This is a genomic window from Nostoc sp. NMS7 (assembly GCF_017115085.1).
Lineage (GTDB): Bacteria > Cyanobacteriota > Cyanobacteriia > Cyanobacteriales > Nostocaceae > Nostoc.
In genome coordinates this window covers 1-21,472 of record NZ_JABXKJ010000188.1, presented here as the reverse complement: position 1 = coordinate 21,472, position 21,472 = coordinate 1, and the positions used below count along the sequence as shown (strand labels likewise).

Sequence of the window (21,472 nt, the reverse complement as noted above, 5' to 3'; positions counted from 1 at the left end):
TTCCACTTTAAAAGAACAGATGACTATCAGGTTGAATATTAATTTCCATTGGCACAGCTTGCGGTTCGGCAGAAAGGGCAAAGAAAATCGCATTGGCAGCAGTTTCAGGACTGAGCATTTTTTTCCGGTCTACTTTTAAGTTGACGTTATCCCAAAAAGGAGAATCTACTCCACCAAAGTAGAATAGCGTGAACTTGATACCAAAACGCTTGAGTTCCTCTGCCATGCACTTGCTAAAACCGACAACACCAAATTTAGAAGCAGAATAAGCTGCTGCCATCGCCATCGAATGCTTGCCCAGAATTCCTACCACGTTACAGATGTGACCAGACTTGCGCTTTTGCATCTCTTCAGCAGCCGCCTGAGTGGTGTAAAAGCTGCCTTTTAAGTTCACATCTAGCATTTTGTCTAAATCAGCAGGTTCCAGGCTGTTGTAAGGCTTGAGTATACCAGCACCAGCTGCATTCACCAAAATATCAATTTGACCAAACTCAGTGACGGTCTTTTCTATCAAAGTATCTACCTGTTGGGGGTCAGTAATATCGGTAGGAACGCTCAAAACTTGCCCTGGTAAATCATCTGCCAGTGTTGTTAAACGAACCGCATCTCTGGCAGCCAGTACCAACCGGACTCCGGTAGGTGCAAGTTTGTGTGTTAAGGCTGAACCAATACCACCTGTAGCACCAACAAGAACAACCACTTTATCTTGCATCGGATTATTTACATTTCTTTATATCTTTTTAGATAATACTGAATTATCGGCTCAGGTTGTACGTAGAGATCGAAAAAGTATTTACTTGGAGAGTAGCGCTATTACCTCATATTCCTTGCCACTTGCTTTTAATGTAAATCTGGGAGATGATTCTAAATATTTAGTCAAACTAGAACCTAACTTTAATTTTTTGACAATTGAACTAGGAGATTTGCCGGTTATTTTCTGTAACTCTGAACCTAGCTTAGACACAGATAATTGAGTTTGGGGAGACTTTATTTTTATATCTTGAATAATTTTCAATAGTAATTTATCTAATGTTTTTCCATTAGGAATTTCCGCAGAATCTTGTTTTTTTTCTTCTTCTGGAATAGATGGTGTAAATGAGTTATCTAGAACAGGGATTATTTCCTCAACTTCTGGTTGCTGGGGATGATGTTTGAGATGGATATTGCATCTTTCTTGAAATAAACTGGCAACCGCAACTAAACTATTTAATCGAGCATTGATAGATTCCTGTTCATTTTTAATTAAATCTTGAATTTGCTCAACCACTTTTTCAAAGGATGGAACTTCTGTTGCCATTGCTAAGGAATAATGAGTTAATTTGCCAGTATTCCTATTTTCTATATGCAAATTTTGCCCTTGTCTACGTACCCAGTAGACAATCAATCCTTGATTTTGGAGTTCGTTACAGAGGTGAATTAAAATTCCATCGCTAGAACAAACTAAGATTTCTTTAACTGTTGGATAGGAGCGTAAAACACAAGCACCAATTGCGATCATTTTTGCATCAGCACTATTCTTACCCTCAGGCACATGGACAAGTTGATAGCCACGGTTATATAGTTCAATATCTTGCTTCCCAATGCTGGGATTTCTCCAGTTCGCAAATGCAATTTTAACTTGGAGAGGATAGTTACAAACACTGGCTAAAAATGATTCTGAATTAACATCTAATTTTAAGTTTTCTGCATCCAAAAGTAGAAGAGAGATTCCTGTTTCTAACTTATGGTCAATTTGATTTTTTTGCTGAATTTTCAGGAGCAATTGACTGAACGCAGCAGATTCTAGCCAATCAGGTGATAATATCGTTTGCAGCAGTTCTTCAGCTAATGTCAAACTAAAAGAGTTAAGACTTTTCTCTGTGACTTTTTCTTCTAGCAGGTTTTTTACTAAAGGAACTTGCGTCGCTTCAGCCATAGAGACTTTAGTATATCCGTTGCTGTTAGCAAGCAAGTCAGTTTCTAGGGAATGAGAGAATACAGGCTCAAGGAATTGTTTACCACAATCTTTGCAGAGGTAATTCTGCTTGTCATTCCGACGACCATTTTTACGATATGAAGTAGATTCGCACCGGGGACATTTCATCTTGTGATTCAGGTGGTCTAGAGCAGATGCTTGTCTTTAAGTATACAGTACAAAAAATACTGTTAATATAACTTCGCATTGCCCAACACAAGAAAAACTCAAAGCAAGGGGAAATTAAAATAATTCGTAATTCCTAATGACGACACTGCGCGTAGTTTGCTTGGATTGTAGGGATACGCGGACTCGCTAACGTAATGAAGTTTTGTAACGAGGATTTATACCCCGCCACAAAACTTGCCGCGACTCGACTGAGCGCTCGCCGAACGTCTTGTTAGAAGCTGAAGCAACTTAAACCCATATAATTAGTTAAGAAATACTTTTACTGGCGCGGGCGAAAACATAGTCGCGGGTGCGAGAATCCACGGGGTTAGTAAAGATTTTATTTGTAGTACCAAATTCAATCATTTGAGTAGTGCGATTTTCATTACTGCAAAAGAAAGCCGTAAAATTAGATAGGCGAGTAACTTGCTGCATATTGTGAGTAACCATCACAATTGTCAATTCAGAGCGCAAGTTATGGATAAGATGCTCAATTTTCATACTACCGACAGCATCAAGACCTGAGCAAGGTTCATCCATCAACAAAACGTTCGGTTTTACTGCTAAAGCACGGGCAATACATAATCTTTGTTGTTGACCGCCAGAAAGCTCTAAAGCAGATTTGTGCAGCTTATTTTTGACTTCATCCCAAAGATCGGCAGCTTTGATGGCAGATTCAACAATCCCATCTAATTCTACTTTTGGATGCCATCCAACTAACTTCACCCCATAGGCAACATTATCATAAATGCTCATGGGAAAAAGATTTGGCTTGGGAAAAATCATACTAACTTGGCGACGTAAGCGATTGATGTTAATACGACGCTCATAAATACTCTGTCCACAAAATTCTACTTTTCCTTCAACCCTCATTTCTCCTTCTAATTCACTCATCCGATTTAACGATTTAAGAAAAGTAGACTTGCCACAACCACTAGAACCAATAATTGCCGTGACTTGGTTTTGGTAAATATCCATTGACACGCCTTCAACTATCTTTTGAGTGTCGTAATAGAAGCTGAAGTTTTTGACTCTGATGACTGGAACTAGTTTACTCATATTCCCAAAACGTGTGAAACAAAACTTGACTAAGTAAAATACTATAAATCAGCGTCGCTGTTTCACTATGTTACCCACAAAAGGAGATATTCATAGAATTTACTTAGTCATACAGTACTTGTACAGCAGATAAACTGTTATTAACTACTTACATTAAGGCTGTATGCCAAAATTTATCCCAGACTTTGCAGATTGACCATTTGGCAAATAATTACATATCTCGCTGATATTCTTCTAACAATTGCGGAATGTGATCATACCCATCTACACCAATAACTGCAATGATTTTAGGGCGATGTTGCTGTAATAAGTTTTGGAAAGCTTCTGCACCTATTTGTCTTTGTAAAATTCTCAGTAATCCTGCTGGTTGACGCCACTCACGAGAAGCAATTTGCTCTAAAAGATACATTCCCATGCAGCCTGTGTAAACTGTTTTTTCGGAATTTTGTAGATGATAATAAGCTTCTGCCAAATAAGCTAAGTTCCGCCCTTGGAGATACAAATCGCCGGAAACTTGCGCTGTTTTAAAGCCGTCTTCAAGATATTTAATTGCCGTTTGGTGTTGTCCAATTACTAGATAGGCAATTCCTAAGCTACTGACACATAAGGCTTTACTTTGAATATCACCTAATTTTTCTGATAATTTTAAACCTTGTTCCAAATAATTAATTGCGGCTTCATAGGTTTCGGGTTCTATTTGTTCTAGTTCCTGAGCTTGCATAACTTCGCTGTAACCTAAATTTACCAGCGCGTTTGCTTCTCCTGTCTGATCGCCTGCTTGCCGACTTAGGATTAATGCCCGTTGACTATAGTTAATTGCCTCAGCATAATTTTGCTGTTGTACGTAGGTGCGGCTGAGGTGGTTGAGATTGGCAATTTCACAGGGGCGATCGCCTGCATTCCTGGCGATCTCTAGCGCCTGCTGATGAAAATCAAGCGATCGCTGGTATTGTCCTAAAGCACGCTGAGAATAACCTAAAAGTGTCAAAATTCGCGCTTTTTCCTGGGTTCCCTCGCCACCTCGTAGTGGTTCATCCAGATAATCTAGAGCGTCTCGCAAATAAGTGCCAGTAAAAGAGGCAAAAATCCCGCCGTAAAAAGGAAAATACGGACGCTGGGCAAAGGTTCGCAAAATCTGGAGCATGATTTGAGAACAGGCATCGCTGTATACTGCCCTAATGCTCCCAAAACCACTTGCTAACTGACTCCAAATCACTGCAAAGGTCAAGAAAGTGGAAATGGACAACTTTGGCCCGGCTTTCACATCGTAAGCTTGTTGGTCAAACCAGTTAATTAGTCCCCGTTGCAAGTACTGTAAAATCAATGCCATTTCCACCCAATCTCTGAGGGTGATGCCTCGTTGTCGCTGGGCAAATTCAATTGCAGATTCTTCCATAGCCAAGGTGCGAAGCAGTGCTTGGGGTAACTCACTATTCAGTTGTTTAGCCCAAGTTGCCCAAGGGCCACGTTCTCCGGGTACGCCGCCAAATCCCAAAGATTCTTTTTGCTCGTACATCCAACTGAGCAAGTTATCTTGCAATCGCTGCCAAGAAGCTAAACCACGGGTAATACCTTCAGAAAATTGTTGTAAATCAGAATCTACCTGGGCAAATTGCTGTAATGATTTTGATAACTGCTGTAACTGTTGCGAATTTAGGGGATACTTCTGATTGGGGTCAGTGACCCGTAAAAATGCCGCCAGACGCTCGTCAGCAGGGGCTGTGATAATTTCTGAAACTGCTTTGGCGATCGCTTCTGTGGCTTTGTTTTGCTCTTGCCAGCGTTGCCATTGACTTTGAATGGTCTTAATCGCTCTCAAACTGCGAGTCGCTTTCCCTTTCTTGAGTTCGTCTTTTTCGCTATCTACTTGGCTTTGGAGGGCATTCAGGCGATCGCTCAAAGCTAGCTCAAAGACTTCCCCTGTACCGGAAGTGATTCCTTTAAGCAGCATTTGATATACCATCTCAACAGAGCTAATTTTGCCCTTGAGGGTGGTTTCGACAATTTCATCGATTAAGGCAAGATAGCGATCGCGCAACGGCAGAGATTCTGACACTTTGGCTATTAGAAAACGTCACCTCAATTCTAATTCTAGTCGTCGTACAACAGGAGTGGGGAGCTTTCAAAGATTAAAAATCAGACTGTACCATTTAGCCGACTTCAGTTGTACCGTGACAACGTGGGATGAACAATACACTGTGATAAATCGACCATCTGAAGCCACTCAATTTTTTCACTCAGCGCTCGCCTGAATATGTTCTGCAATAGCTTGTATAAAATATTACAGGATATTGAATCATCAAAAAGCAAACTTTTATCAGATGTAAAATTGCAGTGCGATCGCCTAAAATTTAAAATTGAGAAAGCTATATTTATAAAGTTAGTCAAAACCCAATGAATTACTAGCGTGCTAATACTCTAAGAGATGCATTTCAAGTTTGTAATGTTGAACCGCTAGAGGGCGCAGACATGGAGCGTTATTATGTTGATTTATCAGCAGTACGTAAAACTTCAGCAATTGACATCGTTAGTACGATTTTAGAGTTTCAAAAACCCGCAGAATTCAGCACAATTTTGTTTACTGGACATCAAGACTGTGGCAAAAGTACAGAGTTAAAACGCATTCATAAGCAATGGGAAGAACAATACCGCGTAATTTATTTAGAAGTTAACGAAGAAACAGATATTAATGATGCTCGTTATATAGATTTATATTTAATCGTCATCAAACAAGTAGAATTTGAGTTGCGTAAATTAGGTTTAAAATTTGATACTAAACTTCTGGAAAACTTTGAATCTTGGTTTAAAGATATTACCAAATAAACCGAAGAAACTGTGGAAAAGTCTGTCAGTATTGAGGGAGAAGTAACTCTGAAAACAGAAGCTCCATTTATCGCTAAATTGATTGTCAAATTATTAGCACAGATTAAAGGTTCTGATAAGCAAAAAACTACTATTCGCCAAACTTTAGAAAAAGACCTATCACGTCTGAAAGCAGATATTAACCTTTTATTAGGAAATGCCTACGTTAAACTCCGACAAAAATTCCCTCAATATAAAGGTTTATTAATTATTTTTGACAACATGGATCGTGTACCACCTCCGATTGCAGAACATTTATTTTTTGACTATGAATTTGAGGAGGCGCGGCGCAATTACCAACAAGCTTTGGCTATCTTCATCGAATTTGGCGATCGCTATTCCCAAGCACGCACCTACTATTGTTTAGGAACGCTTGCAGAAGCAGAAGAAAACTACGCAGAGGCGAGGGTTCATTTGCAGATAGCGTTGGAGATATATGTTAAGTATAAGGATGAATATTTGGGGGCGATGCCTACGGCGGCAAGCTACGCACGGGAGGCGTTAGAGAGATTATCAATACACCTCGACGGAAATTAGGAATAAATTCACTGATTTTAGACTTTCCCAAACCGCCGATCCCGTTGCTGATAGGCACACAAGGCGCGGTGAAACTCAGCCCGGTCAAAATCAGGCCAGAGAGTATCGGTGATGTAAATTTCCCCATAAGCCATTTGCCAGAGAAGGAAATTTGAGAGGCGCATTTCTCCACTTGTGCGGATTAACAAATCTGGGTCAGTAATTCCTGCTGTGTACAAGTGGCTTTCAAACAGATGTTCATCAATTTCATCAGGTTGTAGCACACCTTGCTGAACTTGCTTGGCGATCGCCTGACAAGCTTGTAAAATTTCCTGCCGTCCGCCATAATTAGTTGCTACTGAAAACTGGATACCGCGATTATCCTTAGTTTCTTCCATTGAACGGGATATTTCTTGTTGGAGCGATCGTGGCAACTCTTGCAAATTTCCCACAAACTTAATTTGAACATTCTCTTCGACCATTTCCCGCAGTTCTTGGCGCAAAACTCTTTGAAACAGAGTCATCAAAAAATCCACCTCTTCCTGCGGTCTTTTCCAGTTCTCTGTGGAGAAAGCATAAGCTGTCAGCGCTTGAATTCCCCAATCTTGACAACAGCGAAGTAAATTCTTGAGAGCATCTACTCCTCGCTTATGACCCATAATCCGGGGTAGACCCTGACGTTTAGCCCATCGACCATTGCCATCCATAATCACCGCAACGTGCTGCGGCAATAGTTCTCGTTTTAAGTCAGTAGGTAAATCTTGCAGTTTAGTTTGTTGTGCTGTCATTTTTTATCTCGAGAAGCAGTCGATGGTAATCTGAGTAAACGTGAAACCAGTGCTAGTGTTTTCCTACCTATTTGATGAACAAAACTCAACAGACCAGGAGCAACAGCTTCCCTATCCACGGTTGGGGACAAAAGATCCTCTAATGACTCTTTCAGCTTCTTAATCGTCAGTGGTCTATTTAGGGTTCCCCGTTCCGCTAAAGAAATGGAACCTGTTTCTTCAGATACAACGACACAAATGCAATTTTCGACCCGCTCAGTAATTCCCATTGCCGCCCGGTGGCGTGTTCCCAACTGGCGCGAGGCTGTGCGTCCCGAAAGTGGTAAAATTATACCCGATGACACAATCCTTGATCCACGAATCAATGTCGCTCCATCGTGTAACAAAGTTTTCGGCTGAAAAATTGTCTGGATAAGTTCCTTAGAAACCTCAGCATTTAGCTTTACTCCTGGCACAGAAAAATCTCGTTCATCAATTTGCCCTGTGGTTTCCAAAATTAGTAAAGCTCCAATGCGGTTTTTTGACAATTCTTTAACAGCCTCAACAATTTCATCAATTACACTATCAGATTTCGGGATTGCCAAACGGTCGGGTTGAAACAGCTGGCGGAATTCGCCACGCCCCAATTGCTCCAAAAAGCGCCGAAACTCAGACTGGAGAGCAACTGCCATCGCTACAGCACAACCAATCACCAACTTTTCTAGTACAAAACTTAGCAGAGGTAGTCCTAATTTGCCACTTATTGTTGAGGCTAGCATTAAGATAATAAACCCCCGCACCATCCACAATGTCCGGCGCTCACTAATGATAACTAGTATCATATATGTCAGCGCCAGCACTAACACAATATCCAGAGTCCCAAGTAGCAAGGACTGTGACCATCCCAGGTTTATCAGCCATTGCTTCCACCAATCTCTCATGACATCTGGATTACACTTTTGCCTCTAATTACATTTAGTCATTAGTCATTAGTCATTTGTAATTAGTTCCTGACTAATGAACGCCACTTGCTTTAACGGGGGAACCCCCCTCCGGGTGATGCCTCCGGCACGCCAAGGGCGAACGCCAGTCGCCTACGGTGGGAAACCCGCCTACAGGGCTCGACTCACCGCAACGCAGTGGCTCCCAATGACCAAGGACTAATGACTATTTTTCAGTCTTTCTGGTAGGCGATCTTGTCGAATTAAGTCTTGATAAGTTTCACGTTGCAAAATTAAGTTTGCTTCGCCATTCGCCACTACAGCTGCTGCCGGTCGGGGTAAGCGGTTGTAATTAGATGCCATACTGTAATTGTACGCACCAGTTCCCATAACTACGAGAATATCCCCTGGTTCAGTCTTTGGAAGTAGTGCATTGTGAATCAGAATATCTCCTGATTCACAATGTTTACCAGCAATTGTGACTGTTTCGGTTAAGGGAGAAGACATTTTATTAGCAACGACTGCCCGATAAACTGATTGGTAAGTAATCGGGCGGGGATTGTCAGACATTCCTCCATCAATTGCCACGTAGGTACGAATTTCTGGAATAACTTTGGATGAACCAATAGTATATGCAGTAACGCAAGCTGTGGCAATTAGCGATCGCCCTGGTTCACTAAGTAATTTCGGCAAAGGCAGATTTTCGGCTGCACAAGCTTCTTGGATAACTTCACAAATTGCCTTCACCCACTCTTCAATGCTGGGGGGATCATCTGATTCTGTATACTTAATCCCCAAACCGCCACCAACATTTAACTCTGTAATATTTAAACCATACTTTGCGGCATCCCGCAGCCACTGCACCATCACAGCAGCCAAATCTTGATGCGGTTGGCGTTCAAAAATTTGGGAACCAATATGAGCGTGTACTCCTACGCAATTAAGGGCAGGTTGTTGACTAACAAAGGTAAAAACTTGATCTAGATCGTTGGGATCAAAGCCAAATTTGCTATCTAAGTGTCCCGTGCGGATATATTCGTGGGTGTGGCACTCGATACCAGGAGTTAGCCGGAGCATGATCCGGATTGGTTGAGCAGGTTGGGCGATTTCCACAAGGGTACGCAACTCATACCAGTTATCCGCCACAATAGTGACACCAGACTTGATCGCTAAAATTAATTCTTCATGAGATTTATTATTTCCATGAAGGTAGATTTTCTGGGGACTAACACCCGCTTGCAAGGCGGTGTAAAGTTCACCCCCAGAAACTACATCGATTCCTAAACCCTCAGAGGCAGCGATCGCACAAACTGCTAGACAATTCCAAGCCTTTGAGGCATACAATACTTGAGATTCGCCCTTGTAATATTGCTTGAAGGCATCTCGGTATTGCTGACAAGCCGAACGCAGGGTTTCTTCATCTAAAATATATAAAGGTGAACCAAACTGCTCAACTAGGGTTGTGACATCACACCCACCAATTTCCAGGAGGTGATGATCATCAACTCTGGCAGTCAAGGGTAAAAGTTCTTGATTCGGCGAGGGATTGGCGCTGCTGTCGCGCCTTTGAGGTAAATACTGACTTCCAGAATATTGAACCCCAGTGGGGTGAGTCGATACCATAACTATAAAAGTTGTCCTTGTTCAAATTACGGGCTTTGAGTTATTCTCCCGATTCCCAGTTTACAAAGCGTTTGTAACGTTATTCAATAAATGTGATCTCATTAGATTTAGAAATTCAATTACTGAAAATAGAGCATCTGAGTGCATTGTTGGAACTTGATCAAGCCTGTTTTGGCGGCCTATGGACAATGGAGGGCTACCAACGAGAGTTGCACAGTCCCAACAGCGATCTGCTGGGTTTATTTTCCTCTGTCTCTAATTCGAGACTACTGGGAATGGGTTGCTTTTGGTCAATTTTAGAGGAAGCCCACATTACAATATTGGCGGTCCATCCCCAATATCACCGTCAAGGTTTGGGACAGGCTTTATTATATTCACTTATTAAGACAGCTTGCGATCGCAAAATGGAGCGAGCTACCCTCGAAGTGCGAGCTTCCAACTTGGGGGCTATATCTTTATATCAAAAATTTGGCTTTAAAACAGCTGGGCGGCGGCGGCATTACTACCAAGATAACGATGAAGACGCGCTCATCCTTTGGCTGCCAGATTTACAATACCCCCAATTTCAAGCAACTTTAGACCAGTGGCATTCCATTGTCAGCGATCGCCTAGACAAATCCTCTTGGCACTTGCTTTTTAAATAGTTACGGATGATTAATTGGAATTATCGGTGCTGGCGATCGGCTTCAGCAAAAAAATGCAACTTTGCGGCGGCTTTTTATATTTAAATATCTTATACAAACTTTATTTTTCTATAATTAAAATTTATTAAAATTATTTTTAGTTGACATTTAAAAATAGATGTGTTAAGTATTAATGTTTGGGATTGAGTAAAAAAACTCCTAATATAAGCAGTCAGCTATTTGTAATAAATCCCAAAAAGGCTGGTGAACTAAAGCTCCTCAGTACGCCAGCCAGATAAAAGTAGTCAATAGTTAACAATTAGCCCATCAACCCAAGTCATAGCTTCCGGATGTCTACAATTTGTGATACAGACATCCAAAAGCTTTGCCTGTGCTAAAATCAGCATACCGGCACGACCGCAGGTGATGGGAAAAATGCCATGTTTGAACGCTTCACAGAAAAAGCCATTAAGGTAATCATGCTGGCCCAAGAAGAGGCCCGCCGTCTAGGTCACAACTTTGTCGGAACCGAGCAGATCCTCTTGGGTCTGATTGGCGAAGGCACTGGAGTGGCCGCCAAGGTGCTGAAATCAATGGGCGTCAATCTCAAAGATGCCCGAATTGAAGTTGAAAAAATTATCGGACGGGGATCAGGCTTTGTTGCCGTGGAAATTCCGTTTACGCCACGGGCAAAGCGAGTTCTAGAACTCTCCTTGGAAGAAGCACGCCAACTGGGGCATAACTACATTGGTACCGAGCATCTGCTGTTGGGCCTAATCCGCGAAGGGGAAGGCGTAGCAGCCAGGGTGTTAGAAAACCTCGGTGTGGATCTATCTAAGGTAAGGACCCAAGTCATCCGCATGTTGGGAGAAACTGCCGAAGTTTCACCAGGCGGTTCATCCGGGCGCACAAAAACCCCGACTCTGGATGAATTTGGCTCAAACCTGACCCAGATGGCAATGGACAATAAGCTCGATCCAGTGGTAGGACGCGCCAAGGAAATTGAGCGGGTGATTCAGATTTTGGGTCGCCGAACTAAAAATAACCCAGTGCTGATTGGGGAACCAGGGGTTGGTAAAACAGCGATCGCTGAAGGTTTAGCTTCACGCATTGCCACTAAAGATATCCCTGACATCCTAGAAGATAAACGCGTCGTCACACTGGATATTGGTTTGCTCGTAGCAGGAACCAAGTATCGGGGTGAATTTGAAGAACGCTTGAAAAAAATCATGGATGAAATCCGCTCTGCGGGTAATGTCATTCTCGTGATTGATGAGGTACACACCTTAATTGGAGCGGGTGCAGCAGAAGGTGCTATTGACGCAGCGAATATCCTCAAGCCAGCTTTGGCTAGGGGTGAGTTGCAGTGCATCGGTGCTACAACCCTAGATGAATACCGGAAGCACATCGAGCGAGATGCAGCACTGGAGCGGCGTTTCCAACCAGTGATGGTTGGCGAACCTACAGTTGATGAAACAATTGAAATTTTGTATGGTCTGCGCGAACGCTACGAGCAACACCACAAACTGAAAATCTCCGACGAAGCATTGGTAGCGGCGGCGAAATTGTCAGACCGTTACATTAGCGATCGCTTCCTCCCAGATAAAGCCATCGACTTGGTTGATGAAGCTGGTTCCAGGGTGCGCTTGATTAACTCCCAACTGCCACCCGCAGCCAAAGAGTTAGACAAAGAACTGCGTCAGATATTAAAAGAAAAAGATGACGCGGTGCGCTCTCAAAACTTTGACAAAGCTGGGGAATTGCGCGATCGCGAGATGGAAATCAAAGCCGAAATCCGGGCGATCGCTCAAAGCAAGACCAATGCAACTGGCACAGAAGGTGATGAACCTGTAGTTACAGAAGAAGACATTGCCCACATTGTCGCTTCCTGGACTGGGGTACCGGTGAGCAAACTCACCGAATCGGAATCTGAAAAGCTGCTGCACATGGAAGACACCTTGCATCAGCGTTTAATTGGTCAAGATGAAGCTGTGAGAGCAGTTTCACGCGCAATTCGTCGCGCTCGTGTCGGTTTGAAAAATCCCAATCGACCCATAGCTAGCTTTGTCTTCTCTGGGCCGACTGGTGTGGGTAAAACCGAGTTAGCGAAGTCATTGGCTGCATACTTCTTCGGTTCCGAAGAAGCGATGATCCGCTTAGATATGTCCGAATACATGGAGCGTCACACCGTCAGCAAGCTGATTGGTTCGCCTCCAGGTTATGTTGGTTATAACGAAGGTGGTCAGCTAACCGAAGCCGTGCGGCGGCGTCCTTATACCGTGGTGTTGTTCGACGAAATCGAAAAAGCACACCCCGATGTATTTAATATGCTGCTGCAAATTTTGGAAGACGGTCGGTTAACCGATGCCAAAGGTCGCACGGTGGACTTCAAAAACACCTTGCTGATTTTAACTTCCAATATTGGTTCTAAGGTAATTGAAAAAGGCGGTAGTGGTATCGGCTTTGAATTCTCCGAAGATGCCAGCGAGTCAACTTACAACCGGATTCGCTCTTTGGTGAACGAAGAATTGAAGCAATACTTCCGTCCAGAGTTCCTCAACCGACTCGATGAAATTATCGTCTTCCGTCAGTTGAGCAAGCCGGAGGTAACACAAATCGCCGAAATTATGCTCAAGGAAGTATTTGGTCGTTTGACGGAAAAGGGTATCACCTTAGAAGTCACCGATCGCTTCAAGGATCGCTTGATCACTGAAGGTTACAGTCCCAGCTACGGCGCAAGACCATTACGCCGAGCGATTATGCGGCTGTTAGAAGATAGCCTAGCAGAAGAAATTCTGTCTGGTCGCATTAAAGATGGCGATACTGCGATCGTTGATGTCGATGAAAATGGCGTTGTACAAGTTAGTTCTCAACAACGTCGGGAATTGTTACCCCAAGGTGTTGAGTAAGATTTAAGATTTGGGATTTAAATCTCAAATAGAAAATTAGCAAACGGTAGAGTATTTATTGCTCTACCGTTTTTTGTGTTATTTGATAATTTGCTTATCCAAGTTTACGCCAAGCCGAGGTAGCAGTTTTAGTTCCTGGTACTATTTCAATAAGCCCCTGCTCTCTAAGTCTATTAAAAGCCGCTTTGATAGTACTTTCAGAGTCTACACTGGCGATTCCTCGTGCAATTTTGTTAGTTATATTTTCATGATCATTTAAGTATTCCATAATTGCTGATTCAATTGAAGCAAGGGGTTCATGTCGAATATAGACAATTACTGAGTTTTCTTGTTCAGCAATAACGGGAACCTTAAGTCTGAGGCGAGTCATCGCCTCAAAGGCTGTGTTTAAACCCTCACCCACGTCTTTATTTGGTGCTTCAGGAAATCTGTTAATAAGGCGTACTATTACACCATTCCTTGCAAACTGCTCTTTCAAAATGTTTTCTATTGTAATATGTCCGGGTAATCTACCGGGACTTTCAACTTCTACACGATTATCAAAGATGCGAATTTGCACGTCTTTCAAAATGCTATAGTCCCTATGAAGAACTGCATTAGTAATAATTTCATGTAAAACCTCATCAGGATATTCGATATGTTGTAATCTTCCTGATTCCAATTTTGGGATTTCTTCAACTATATTCTTTGTCTTGTTTACTGCCTCAATAATTTGATCATACAAGCAGCCTTCAACGGTTATCGGATCAAAAGCCAGATTCTCCCTCCGACCTTCTTCATCAGCAGTCTTGTATCTATAGACCTTAACTCCGCATCTTTTCGGTAGTAAAGCTTGTGGTTCCTCAGAGAAAAGAAGAACACCAGCAACAGTTGGCTTTCCATTAATAATCAACTGTTGTTTTTTTAACCACTGTTCTGGCTCTGCCGACGGTATAACGCGAAGCATAAAACTAAGAATAGGAAGAGAGTTTGTAATAACTTCCATATCACCCTTGACTGTAGATGTCTCGAAAGAATCTATACCCTTGTCAAGCCTGAGCCGTGCAAGTTTTTCTTCTGTATCTTGTGGTAGATTTTGTGCTCCAAGTCGCAAATATGGAATAGGCTTGTCCAAAGCTTTAACGATTTCTCGGCTTTTATTAATGTCTACTTGAAGAACTAACCCAATACAATCATTACAGGACAAGAAAGTATAGCTATAGTACTAACCTAGTGGAAAGAGTTCTTGAAAAACTTGCAAATGAGCATTTGCATCTTCTTGATCAGCAAAACCACGCCAAGTACGTTGATTTTTCCCATCAATTTCAGTTTCATCAATTCCAATATAAACTTCACCACCACTAGCATTTGCAAATGCAGATATAGAGCGAGTTAGTTTGGCTGGTTTTATATCTATCGATTTCAAGTCTAAAAAGTGGCTTTCCTCAGATAATAAAATTTGACTAACCTGCTCACGATTAATCTTCTCAACTTGAATTGACATAATAATTTTTTTGTTAAGGATTTAGTATAAAGTAATAATTATACTACAATTCAATACTTGCTATGTTAGATAAAACTACTTGATTATGGATATATAGTAGCTCCTGATATGGTAAAGTATGTTTTCAAAGCTACTAACCTTGGTAACAAAGAGTTGGGTGTACTAAAGTCAGTAGCTACTCGTCAATTAGCCACCCACGCTCTATGCCGTTTTCAATTCCACCAGTCCAGTCCATTTTCAGATGCTTCCGCACTTTATGGAATAGATGTTGAACTACAACTGGATTAATTGAATTTTTAATATATTTTTCTTCATACCTAAATTCTCGGTCAGTATTTTTCTGTTGACGTAGTACGTAAATCTGGTCAACCTTGTACTTCCGAAGATTGACATCACTGGTCAGCTTGATCCACTCCATAAGTACAACATATAAACTATTTGGATTTCTTGCCTTTAAGTCCTCTGCGGCTCGTGATGAACCTTCGAGCATAGTTTTATCGAGATATGTCTTACATTCAATTGCAACAACTGGAATATCGAAAATGTGTGTTTCGGTGTTTCCTGTAACTGTAACTTCAAAGTAGTTTTCCGGTTCCTCTTTAAGAAGTGAGAGTATTTCACCAGGATTTTCATCTTTCTCTGGTGGGGTTGCTGCTTCAAATGATACTTGAATAGTGGCTCCAATTACAAAGTCATGATCTTTCTTTTCAATACGTGCATACGGTCGCTTAAGCATCTCAGAGTATTTTGGCGGTACAAAGAAAATATCTTTGAACGTATGTGATTTGCCGATGAGAGCATTTTCTCCAAAGTCTTTTACTAAATCTTTAAACAGATAATAGAGAAATTCCTCCAGCACGCTAGAGTGAAGGTTCGATCTAGAATCAAACTTCTCAGCATAGTGCTGCTGGTCTAAAAAGTCCTTGTATTTTGATAGAAGTTCTACCCTAGCAGCAATAGTTGCGTCATCTTGATCAGTAGGTGTTGATGTCGGCCCAACTAACTCGAGATTAGCAGAACGCCACTTATTATACTCAGTTCTAATCTCACTGAGATATTTTTTACTCTCAACATCTCTGTATTTTGTGCGGTGATTCTCCTTTTGTTCAAGATTAGAGCCGTGAACTAAAGGGTTCCGATCGCTTTTGGGCATAGCTCTAATTTCTCTTGAAGATGAAGTGCGATCGCTTTAGCAAGAATAGGTGGTACAGCATTACCTACTTGATTGTACTGGCAAAGAAACTTCTCGTCGAATCTCTCTTCTCGATGTAATAATTTGTGAGATACAACAGTCTTCTTCCCTAGAAAACGATAAGTGTCAGGAAAAGATTGAACACGCGCCCCTTCACGGGCTGTCAAATTGCGATGCTGGAAAGGATGAAGAAAATTGGCGTAAAAGGAAGCCGCTATTGTATGTGATGGTTTATATGGATTTAAACGTCGGTTATTCTGGTCATAACTTATCTCAGATAACTCACCATTTCCACTACGCCGTCTAGCCCCATGTTCTTTTGGTGCGTCTGAACTTGATTCACCCCATTTAATATGTTTGAAGCGTTCTACAAGCCTCTGGGAATGATCCATTGCAACATGATTGTAAAGTGTTTGACTGCCATTCCTGATCCAGTTTTGATACTTATTTAGAGGTTCTGAAATGTAAGGTTGTTCCTCTTCACCCTCACGTGCATTCAGTCGTGGTAAATCTGATATGGCATCCCACAGGTTTATGGCAGGAAGTAAACCCATGCAGGCAAATATTGATAATTGAGAGTTATTGATATGCAATAAATCTAAGGAATGTGTTTTTGGAGGAAGACCTAATTCTTTTCCTGTTTTATTTCCAACAATAAAAATACGCTCCCTAATTTGTGGCACTCCATATTCAGCAGCATTTAATGACCATATTTCTACAAAATATCCTAGATTCTCAAAAGTTTCTTTAATGATATCTGTTACCTTTTCGCCTTCAATATTTTTGCGCGAAAGTAAACCTTTGACATTTTCCATTACAAAAGCTTCAGGTTCGAGAAAACATATCCACTGAGCAAAGTTAATGAATAGACTATTTCTAGGGTCTTTAGGATCTTTTTGTGCTGGCCCGGCAATACTAAAGCCTTGACATGGAGGCCCACCAATAACAATATCCGGCTTGAAGAGACAGATATCCTTAACGCTACTTGCAGTGTTTAAATCACGGATATCCTGTTGAATAATTGTCATATCCGGGCGATTATGGCGCAGTGTATCACAAGCCCAGGCATCAATCTCAACGGATAGAGGAACAGAGAAACCTGCCATCTCGAAACCTAGACCAAAGCCCCCAGCTCCAGCAAACAAATCAATAGTGATAGGTTGTGCTGTTACCATAGACTCTTAATGTAGTTACTCATAGGGTTTACCTTCTAAACACTCTAGGATGATACCCTTGTAACGCTTTGTCAACCTGCTACACAGTTATTCTAGCCAAGGTATCTTGGCTATAAGTAATTTTTAGTATTTTAAGGGCAGTATCTTCAATCAATCGACTTCTTCTCAATCAGACCTGAAGTGACTTTAAAATGGGAGAATATAAAGAATCATTGGGAGGAATCAATCGTCATGAGTGTGATAGTTGCTAAGTGGACGATTGACGAATATCACCGCATGATTGACGCTGGCATTTTGAGCGATCGCAAAGTTGAACTACTCAAAGGAGAAATTGTCGAAAGGTCGCCAGAAGGGGAACCCCATGCTTATAGTAGTGATGAAGCTGGTGAATATCTAGCAAAGCTATTGGCTGGACGCGCCAAAATTCGTCATGCTAAACCAATTACCCTACGCAACGACTCGGAACCAGAACCAGATATTGCCATTGTCCAACTTTTAGGACGCGAGTATCGACAGCATCATCCCTATCCAGAAAATATTTTCTAGCTGATTGAGTACGCTAACTCTAGTTTAGAAAAAGATTTAGAGACAAAAAGCAAAATCTATGCAGAAGCAGGTATTTTAGAATATTGGGTTGTAAATCTAAAAAAGTTACACCTGGTGGTGTTTCGAGAAATCTTAGATGGAGAGTACGCGAGAAAACTAATATTAACTGAGGTAGAAATTCAACCGTTTGCATTCCCAGATGTTTCTGTTGCGGTGGAACTATTAACAGCTAAGATAATTGACAGTCTTTTTTATCTCTTTAAACCACAGTCATGTGTAGATTAGTACTTCTATACTGAACTGCTCTACCTTATAGTTTAATTACCTGAAAATTGCTGAGATATTGCTTAACTAAAACCCATTGCATTATGGTTTTATAGTAGAATTAGTACACAGTAGTAACAAAGGAAGAAATACGTGCAAGCTGGAGAAAAACTTGTGACTTTAGGTTGCTAATTAAAAACAAATTCCTAGTTTTCACTACTTTTTTCTTTGGTCAACTGCTGGACTAATAATTGCACTCCCAAAGCCAACAAACCAATTGCTACTATACTAAATATTCCGCTTCCCAAAGCAACTACACCCACAACCAGAGTACGAACAGCAGAAGAAATCTTCACCACCAATGGATTAATTGAATGGATAGGTTTAGTAGCAAAATTTGTAGCGATCGCAATCATCAGCGAATACACTGCAAATCCCATTCCTCCCGAAATCACCGCCCCAGTAAAACAGCGTAACGGACTCGCACTCACCTGTACTTTAGGATCTGTTTGTGGTGTTAACTTTTGGTCATTCATAACATTTTAGATTTTAGATTTTGCATTAGAGCATTAGGAATAATTCTTGTCCTCAGCTAATCGTCATTCAGTTTGCATCTTTGCATCTTTTTAGCGATTTGAACTATGCAACTTAAAAGCTCATCAGCTTATTCCTTATGCTCCATTAACCATAAAGATTTATTTAAACTGAAGATCCCACCTGAATCCCATGTGTAATTGTCCGAGTCACAAACAATTCTAAGTCTTCATCAAGAATTGCCTCCCTAACTTGCAGCTTAACTTGTTCTGCCTGCTGTTGAGACTCAAAAAGAGCAAATACTGTTGGGCCAGAACCAGACATCATTGTTCCTAAAACGCCTTCCTGATTTGCAAACACCTCTCGCAGTTGCAAGACTTGGGGATAGGCTGGCAATACCACGTGCTCCAAATCATTGTGCAGTTTTTGGGCAATTTCTCCCGCATCTTTATCCAGGATGGTTTTTACTATTGCTCCTGAATGAACTGTACTAGCACGGGCTGCCAAGTTGTCGCTATCTCTAATATAAGAATTACCAAACTGCTGTCGATAGGTTTTGTATGCCCAAGCGGTGGAAACTTCCAGGCTGCGGTATTTTGCCAACACTATATATATACTATCCAAACTTGGCAGAGGAGAAAGTTGCTCACCTCTACCTGTTGCGATCGCAGTTCCACCCGCTACACAAAATGGTACATCTGAACCAAGTGTGCCTCCCAACTCCTCTAATTCTGACTGAGTTAATCCTAATTTCCAGAGTAAATCTATCCCCACTAACACAGCTGCTGCATTCGTCGAACCCCCAGCCAACCCAGCAGCTACAGGAATCTGCTTGTTGATGGTAATCTCCACACCCGCATATTTAGCAAAGGCTTCGGGAAATTGCCTCGCCATTAATTCTGCTGCTCGGTATGCCAGATTACTTTTATCTGTCGGTACTTGTGGGTGGTTGCAGTGAACACGGATGCTGTCAGTGCTAATAGAACGCACATCAACTTTGTCTGCAAGACCAATACTCTGAAGTATCATAGCTAACTCGTGATAGCCATCAGGGCGATCGCCAATGATTTCCAGATACAAGTTAATTTTGGCAGGGGCAATTAGGGTGTAGGAACGCATTTTCTGGGAGTGGGGCGTAAGGATAAGGCAATCGGGAGTGGGGAATCGGCAGTGGGGAGTGGGATAAAAATCTGTCTTATTCTCTTGTCCCTTATTTCCTACTCCCTACTCTTCACTCCCCACTCCCAGTTCATTTGCTAGGATTACCCATTGCTGAACGCTGAGGTCTTCGGCTCTGGCTTGGGGATTTACTTCTAATTGTTCCAGTAAGTGGCTCAGGCGATCGCGTTCTATAACTGATTGCAAATTATTTCGTAACATTTTGCGCTTGGCACGAAACCCCAACTTTAAGAAGTTCTCTAACTGTCTTGGGTTAAGTGCTGGTATTTCTATATTTCGGGGGCGCAATCGCACCACTGCTGAATCGACTTTTGGCGGTGGATGGAATGCGGCCGCTGGAACTGTGCAGATTAACTCACACTCAGCCAAATACTGAACCCGCACGCTCAACGCTCCAAAGGCTTTTGATCCTGGTTTAGCATACAACCTTTCTGCTACTTCTTTTTGTACTAGTAACACTATTGAGTCAAATGGTTCAGGGTTTGAGTTGGCGATCGTACCAAGTAATTTCTCAATGATCGGCCCTGTAATATTGTAGGGGATATTAGCTACTACTTTATTTGGCTGTTGGAAATTGGGAAAGGCTACCAGATGAGATGGTAAATCCAGAGTGAGAAAATCACCTTGCAGCAGTAAAAAATTTTCAGTCTTACCAAGTTGCTTTGCCAATAGTTGGCATAAGTCGCGGTCTATTTCAACTGCAACCAGAGATTGCACTAACGGTAATAAACGACGAGTCAGAATGCCGGTTCCAGGCCCAATTTCCAGGATGCGATCGCCCTTAGCGTTAGCGGAGCGATCGTTTTCTTTACACTCTGCTGCTTGAATAATTGCGTCGAGCGCCTTTTCACTTTTGAGCCAATGTTGAGCAAAGACCTTACGCGGTCGGATCATCTGTATTTCTTGCCTAGTCTATTTTTTAGCTTTTTATCAAAAATTCTGGTTAAAAAATCTGATTGGATAATTATTATGGCGATGCCTTCTTTGCGAGAGGCTACGCATAGCTTGCTTAAGAGTAGGGGTACGCCAACGCACTTAAATTTCCAGAGTCATTGCGGTAATTTTTCTTTTTCCCACTTCCTCAAATTTATTGATCATAGATCTTGACAAAATTACTGCCTTATAAATGGTGAAATCCGTCTACAGCGCTAGACTCACTGTAACGGTTCCTCATATAAGGGACTGCCTATCTTCTCTTGTCTACGAGAAACTGTGCTAACCAGACGCTCCGCGAAAGTAGCGTAGCCTCTTCGAGTACTCGAATATCGATACAACCCACATTCGGCATCCTAAACATGTCAGAGCACAAGGTTAAGCCACTACCTATTCGCATCTTTTCTGTTCCTTTACCCATTCACCTGAAAGTAATGCCAGTCAGGCGATTTGCCATTTTATAAAAGAAATGACTTTCCCCCTTGACAAACTAGGGAATGACTAGTTACTCTAGTTAAGTGCGAAGGCGAAAGAAGCCAACGACCGCTGAACCTAAAAAACATAATACTTTGAAAGCTTAAGAAAAAACCAATCCTCGTCAAAAGATTTAACTTTTGGGATTTACTGAAAAGTTAATCGAAATTATAACTAGGATTCCGGGAAATATTTTTTTCGGAGCCGCAAACTCGAAACAAACCAAAACGGAGAGTTTGATCCTGGCTCAGGATGAACGCTGGCGGTATG

18 protein-coding genes and 1 pseudogene are annotated in these 21,472 nt (G+C 41.8%); 5 read left to right on the top strand and 14 right to left on the bottom strand.

What is annotated here, in order from left to right; all coding sequences use genetic code 11:
- Positions 1–7: 7 nt before the first annotated feature.
- The 4 genes from HWQ38_RS21150 to HWQ38_RS21135 all read right to left on the bottom strand — a co-directional run bounded on the left by HWQ38_RS21150 (position 8) and on the right by HWQ38_RS21135 (position 5,237).
- Positions 8–712 (bottom strand): SDR family NAD(P)-dependent oxidoreductase, encoded by a 705-nt coding sequence (locus tag HWQ38_RS21150; RefSeq protein ID WP_292797372.1) that lies wholly within the window; start codon positions 710–712, stop codon positions 8–10.
- A gap of 81 nt (positions 713–793) precedes the next feature.
- Positions 794–2,083 (bottom strand): NYN domain-containing protein, encoded by a 1,290-nt coding sequence (locus HWQ38_RS21145; protein ID WP_292797370.1) that lies wholly within the window; start codon positions 2,081–2,083, stop codon positions 794–796.
- A 306-nt stretch (positions 2,084–2,389) separates the two neighbouring features.
- Positions 2,390–3,181, bottom strand: a complete 792-nt coding sequence (locus tag HWQ38_RS21140) for a phosphate ABC transporter ATP-binding protein (RefSeq protein WP_292797368.1) — start codon at positions 3,179–3,181, stop codon at positions 2,390–2,392.
- A gap of 211 nt (positions 3,182–3,392) precedes the next feature.
- Complete coding sequence (locus HWQ38_RS21135; RefSeq protein ID WP_292797366.1) at positions 3,393–5,237, bottom strand: tetratricopeptide repeat protein; 1,845 nt, start codon at positions 5,235–5,237, stop codon at positions 3,393–3,395.
- Positions 5,238–5,650: 413 nt separating this feature from the next.
- On the opposite strand from HWQ38_RS21135, the gene HWQ38_RS21130 reads away from it, so the two are divergent.
- On the top strand, positions 5,651–6,004 hold the full coding sequence (locus HWQ38_RS21130) for a hypothetical protein (protein WP_292797364.1): 354 nt from the start codon (positions 5,651–5,653) through the stop codon (positions 6,002–6,004).
- 12 nt (positions 6,005–6,016) lie between these two features.
- The gene (locus tag HWQ38_RS21125) at positions 6,017–6,580 is read left to right on the top strand and encodes a tetratricopeptide repeat protein (protein ID WP_292797361.1); all 564 of its coding nucleotides are present in this window, start codon (positions 6,017–6,019) and stop codon (positions 6,578–6,580) included.
- A 17-nt stretch (positions 6,581–6,597) separates the two neighbouring features.
- Here the strand turns inward: HWQ38_RS21125 and HWQ38_RS21120 are convergent, their stop codons facing one another.
- The 3 genes from HWQ38_RS21120 to lysA form a co-directional block, all read right to left on the bottom strand.
- Positions 6,598–7,347: an isoprenyl transferase gene (locus HWQ38_RS21120; RefSeq protein WP_292797359.1), complete on the bottom strand. Its 750-nt coding sequence runs from the start codon at positions 7,345–7,347 to the stop codon at positions 6,598–6,600.
- On the bottom strand, positions 7,344–8,267 hold the full coding sequence (cdaA, locus tag HWQ38_RS21115) for a diadenylate cyclase CdaA (protein WP_292797357.1): 924 nt from the start codon (positions 8,265–8,267) through the stop codon (positions 7,344–7,346). The genes HWQ38_RS21120 and cdaA overlap by 4 nt, the downstream gene beginning before the upstream one ends.
- Before the next feature lie 219 nt (positions 8,268–8,486).
- Positions 8,487–9,890: a diaminopimelate decarboxylase gene (gene lysA / locus HWQ38_RS21110; protein ID WP_292797355.1), complete on the bottom strand. Its 1,404-nt coding sequence runs from the start codon at positions 9,888–9,890 to the stop codon at positions 8,487–8,489.
- 92 nt (positions 9,891–9,982) lie between these two features.
- Between lysA and rimI the strand changes: the two genes are divergently transcribed.
- Together rimI and HWQ38_RS21100 are read left to right on the top strand one after the other, a co-directional pair.
- On the top strand, positions 9,983–10,534 hold the full coding sequence (gene rimI / locus HWQ38_RS21105; RefSeq protein ID WP_292797352.1) for a ribosomal protein S18-alanine N-acetyltransferase: 552 nt from the start codon (positions 9,983–9,985) through the stop codon (positions 10,532–10,534).
- Positions 10,535–10,953: 419 nt separating this feature from the next.
- On the top strand, positions 10,954–13,422 hold the full coding sequence (locus HWQ38_RS21100; protein WP_292797349.1) for an ATP-dependent Clp protease ATP-binding subunit: 2,469 nt from the start codon (positions 10,954–10,956) through the stop codon (positions 13,420–13,422).
- 94 nt (positions 13,423–13,516) lie between these two features.
- Here the strand turns inward: HWQ38_RS21100 and HWQ38_RS21095 are convergent, their stop codons facing one another.
- From HWQ38_RS21095 to HWQ38_RS21080, 4 genes are all read right to left on the bottom strand, one after another.
- On the bottom strand, positions 13,517–14,536 hold the full coding sequence (locus HWQ38_RS21095) for an ATP-binding protein (protein WP_292797346.1): 1,020 nt from the start codon (positions 14,534–14,536) through the stop codon (positions 13,517–13,519).
- 90 nt (positions 14,537–14,626) lie between these two features.
- Complete coding sequence (locus HWQ38_RS21090) at positions 14,627–14,905, bottom strand: helix-turn-helix domain-containing protein (RefSeq protein WP_292797343.1); 279 nt, start codon at positions 14,903–14,905, stop codon at positions 14,627–14,629.
- Positions 14,906–15,080: 175 nt separating this feature from the next.
- Positions 15,081–16,058, bottom strand: a complete 978-nt coding sequence (locus HWQ38_RS21085; protein ID WP_292797341.1) for a Bpu10I family restriction endonuclease — start codon at positions 16,056–16,058, stop codon at positions 15,081–15,083.
- On the bottom strand, positions 16,031–17,272 hold the full coding sequence (locus tag HWQ38_RS21080; protein ID WP_292797339.1) for a DNA cytosine methyltransferase: 1,242 nt from the start codon (positions 17,270–17,272) through the stop codon (positions 16,031–16,033). The genes HWQ38_RS21085 and HWQ38_RS21080 overlap by 28 nt, the downstream gene beginning before the upstream one ends.
- Before the next feature lie 231 nt (positions 17,273–17,503).
- On the opposite strand from HWQ38_RS21080, the pseudogene HWQ38_RS21075 reads away from it, so the two are divergent.
- Positions 17,504–18,103: pseudogene (locus HWQ38_RS21075) on the top strand (Uma2 family endonuclease).
- Positions 18,104–18,288: 185 nt separating this feature from the next.
- Here HWQ38_RS21075 and HWQ38_RS21070 read toward each other — a convergent pair.
- From HWQ38_RS21070 to rsmA, 3 genes are all read right to left on the bottom strand, one after another.
- Positions 18,289–18,618, bottom strand: a complete 330-nt coding sequence (locus HWQ38_RS21070; protein ID WP_292797337.1) for a DUF3082 domain-containing protein — start codon at positions 18,616–18,618, stop codon at positions 18,289–18,291.
- A 163-nt stretch (positions 18,619–18,781) separates the two neighbouring features.
- Positions 18,782–19,735, bottom strand: a complete 954-nt coding sequence (ispE, locus tag HWQ38_RS21065; protein ID WP_292797334.1) for a 4-(cytidine 5'-diphospho)-2-C-methyl-D-erythritol kinase — start codon at positions 19,733–19,735, stop codon at positions 18,782–18,784.
- A gap of 105 nt (positions 19,736–19,840) precedes the next feature.
- Positions 19,841–20,689 (bottom strand): 16S rRNA (adenine(1518)-N(6)/adenine(1519)-N(6))-dimethyltransferase RsmA, encoded by an 849-nt coding sequence (gene rsmA / locus HWQ38_RS21060; protein WP_292797331.1) that lies wholly within the window; start codon positions 20,687–20,689, stop codon positions 19,841–19,843.
- Positions 20,690–21,472: the final 783 nt, after the last annotated feature.